4 protein-coding genes are annotated in these 2,817 nt (G+C 64.4%); all 4 read left to right on the top strand.

Annotated elements, in window-relative coordinates; all coding sequences use genetic code 11:
• On the top strand, positions 1 to 1,580 hold a 1,580-nt coding region (ctaD, locus tag JMF90_RS32065; RefSeq protein ID WP_236598073.1), incomplete at its 5' end, for a cytochrome c oxidase subunit I.
• 80 nt (positions 1,581 to 1,660) lie between these two features.
• Positions 1,661 to 1,801 (top strand): cytochrome oxidase small assembly protein, encoded by a 141-nt coding sequence (locus tag JMF90_RS32060; protein WP_011546274.1) that lies wholly within the window; start codon positions 1,661 to 1,663, stop codon positions 1,799 to 1,801.
• Between the two features lie 35 nt (positions 1,802 to 1,836).
• Positions 1,837 to 2,445, top strand: coding sequence for a cytochrome c oxidase assembly protein (locus tag JMF90_RS32055; RefSeq protein ID WP_006477732.1), 609 nt, complete (start codon positions 1,837 to 1,839; stop codon positions 2,443 to 2,445).
• Positions 2,446 to 2,461: 16 nt separating this feature from the next.
• Positions 2,462 to 2,662 (top strand): DUF2970 domain-containing protein, encoded by a 201-nt coding sequence (locus JMF90_RS32050; protein ID WP_011546273.1) that lies wholly within the window; start codon positions 2,462 to 2,464, stop codon positions 2,660 to 2,662.
• Positions 2,663 to 2,817 lie beyond the last annotated feature (155 nt).

Raw genomic sequence — 2,817 nt, 5'->3', positions numbered from 1 at the left:
CGGACCACGCGCACGACGACCACGCGCACGAAGCCCCGCACGGCTGGCGTCGCTGGCTGTTCGCCACCAACCACAAGGACATCGGTACGCTGTACCTGCTGTTCTCGTTCATCATGTTCCTGTCGGGCGGCGTGATGGCGCTCGGCATCCGTGCCGAGCTGTTCGAGCCGGGCCTGCAGATCATGCGTCCGGAGTTCTTCAACGAACTCACGACGATGCACGGCCTGATCATGGTGTTCGGCGCGATCATGCCGGCGTTCGTCGGCTTCGCGAACTGGATGATTCCGCTGCAGATCGGCGCATCCGACATGGCGTTCGCGCGGATGAACAACTTCAGCTTCTGGCTGCTGCCGGTCGCGGCCGTGCTGCTGGTCGGCTCGTTTTTCGCGCCGGGCGGCGCGACGGCCGCCGGCTGGACGCTGTACGCACCGCTGTCGACGCAGATGGGCCCGGGCATGGACTTCGCGATCTTCGCGGTCCACATCATGGGCGCATCGTCGATCATGGGCGGGATCAACATCGTCGTGACGATCCTGAACATGCGCGCACCGGGCATGACGCTGATGAAGATGCCGATGTTCGCGTGGACGTGGCTGATCACCGCGTACCTGCTGATCGCCGTGATGCCGGTTCTGGCGGGCGCGATCACGATGGTGCTGTTCGACCGCCACTTCGGCACGTCGTTCTTCAACGCGGCAGGCGGCGGCGACCCGGTGATGTACCAGCACATCTTCTGGTTCTTCGGCCACCCCGAGGTGTACATCATGATTCTGCCGGCGTTCGGGATCGTGTCGCAGGTGATCCCGGCGTTCGCACGCAAGACGCTGTTCGGCTACAGCTCGATGGTGTACGCGACGGCATCGATCGCGATCCTGTCGTTCATGGTCTGGGCGCACCACATGTTCGCCACGGGCATGCCGGTCACCGGCCAGCTGTTCTTCATGTACGCGACGATGCTGATCGCGGTGCCGACGGGCGTGAAGGTGTTCAACTGGCTCGCGACGATGTGGCGCGGCTCGATGACGTTCGAAACCCCGATGCTGTTCGCGATCGGCTTCCTGTTCGTGTTCACGTTCGGCGGCCTGACGGGCCTGATGCTCGCGATGGCGCCGCTCGACATCCAGTATCACGGCACCTACTTCGTGGTCGCGCACTTCCACTACGTGCTGGTGGCCGGCTCGCTGTTCGCGCTGTTCTCGGGCTGGTACTACTGGGCGCCGAAGTGGACGGGCTGGATGTACAACGAGACGCGCGGCAAGATCCACTTCTGGGCGTCGATGATCTTCTTCAACCTGACGTTCTTCCCGATGCACTTCGTCGGTCTCGCGGGCATGCCGCGCCGCTATGCGGATTACCCGGCGCAGTTCACGGACTTCAACCAGGTGGCGACGATCGGCGCATTCGGCTTCGGCCTCGCGCAGGTGTACTTCCTGTTTGCGGTCGCGCTGCCGGCCTACCGTGGCGGCGGCGAGCTGGAAAAGGCGTCGGACAAGCCGTGGGATGGCGCGACGGGCCTCGAGTGGACGGTACCGAGCCCGGCTCCGTTCCACACGTTCGAGCAACCGCCGCACGTCGAATAAGTTTCACCGAGCGTTCCGCCGCTGCCTGCCGCGCAGGCAGGCGCGGCGGGCGCGGAACGGAAGTTTCAGCGAAGTTTCAGATGACCCGGAATCCACCAGAAAGACGAACGCCCGAGCAGATCCGCGCGGGCAACAAGCGGCTCGGCCTCACCCTGCTCGTCATCGCCGCCGTTTTTTTCGTGGGTGTCGTGATCAAGCAGTGGTGGCTGTCCACCCACTGATGCAGTAACTGACGCAGTAGCGAGGAAGTCGTCGTATGTCGAAGCCGGAAGAGGGCGCCGTGGATCGTGCGTTCAATCGTTCGATGCTGGTGAAGCTCTTCGTCGTGGCCGGGCTGATGTTCGGTTTCGGCTTCGCGCTGATCCCGATGTATCGGGCGATCTGCCAGATCACCGGCATCAACAACCTGGTGCAGCGCGATGTCAGCGAGCGCGAGGTGAAGAACTCGCAGGTCGACACCAGCCGCACGGTGTCGGTCGAGTTCGATGCGAACGCGCGCGGGCCACTCGGGTTCAAGCCGGAGCACAACAGCCTCGACGTGCATCCGGGCGAACTGACGACGATCGTGTACGACGTGACGAACGGGCAGGGCCGGCCGGTCGTCGCGCAGGCGATTCCGAGCTACGCGCCGAAGCAGGCCACGGAGTTCTTCAAGAAGATCGAGTGCTTTTGCTTCACGCAGCAGACGCTGACCGCGAACGAGTCGCGCAAGATGCCGGTGGTGTTCGTGATCGACCCGAAATTGCCGAAGGACGTGAAGACGATCACGCTGTCGTACACGTTCTTCGAGCTGAATACTCCGGCCACGCCGGCACCGGCGCAGCGCAGTACGGCGGCGCAGGGTGCGGCGAAGCCGGACGCATGACGAAGGAGACGGGGCGATGACGGAGGTCAAGCGGAGCGGAACGTTCGGTCAGGCGCTGAAAGCGGTGCTGTGGTCGTTCTTCGGGGTGCGCAAGCGGCGCGACCTGGAGGCCGACGCGACGCAGCTCAATCCGCTGCACGTGCTGATCGTCGCGTTGCTCGCGGCCGGCGTGTTCATCGGCGTGCTGATCCTGATCGTGCGTGCCGTCGTGGGTTGAGGGCGCACGGCTAGTGGCGTGCGGCTAGCGGCGCACGGCTTAGCGGCTAGCAACGACGAAAGAATGCAGTGCGCGGCGCCACGGCGCGGCGTGCGGGAAAGCGCGGCGGCGGTCTCGCCGCGCAAGAAATAAAGCCGGAGCGGTTTCCGGTACAC

It is taken from the genome of Burkholderia sp. E168m23 (assembly GCF_016586125.1).
GTDB classification, from domain to species: Bacteria; Pseudomonadota; Gammaproteobacteria; order Burkholderiales; family Burkholderiaceae; genus Burkholderia; species Burkholderia orbicola.
Note: the sequence above shows the minus strand (reverse complement) of the source record. Positions and strands in the feature narration are given on the sequence as shown.

Excerpts from the sequence above, each read along its gene's own strand:
- JMF90_RS32050 (WP_011546273.1), top strand. The coding sequence starts at position 2,462 with ATGACGGAGGTCAAGCGGAGCGGAACGTTCGGTCAGGCGCTGAAAGCG.
- JMF90_RS32055 (WP_006477732.1), top strand. The coding sequence starts at position 1,837 with ATGTCGAAGCCGGAAGAGGGCGCCGTGGATCGTGCGTTCAATCGTTCG.
- JMF90_RS32060 (WP_011546274.1), top strand. The coding sequence starts at position 1,661 with ATGACCCGGAATCCACCAGAAAGACGAACGCCCGAGCAGATCCGCGCG.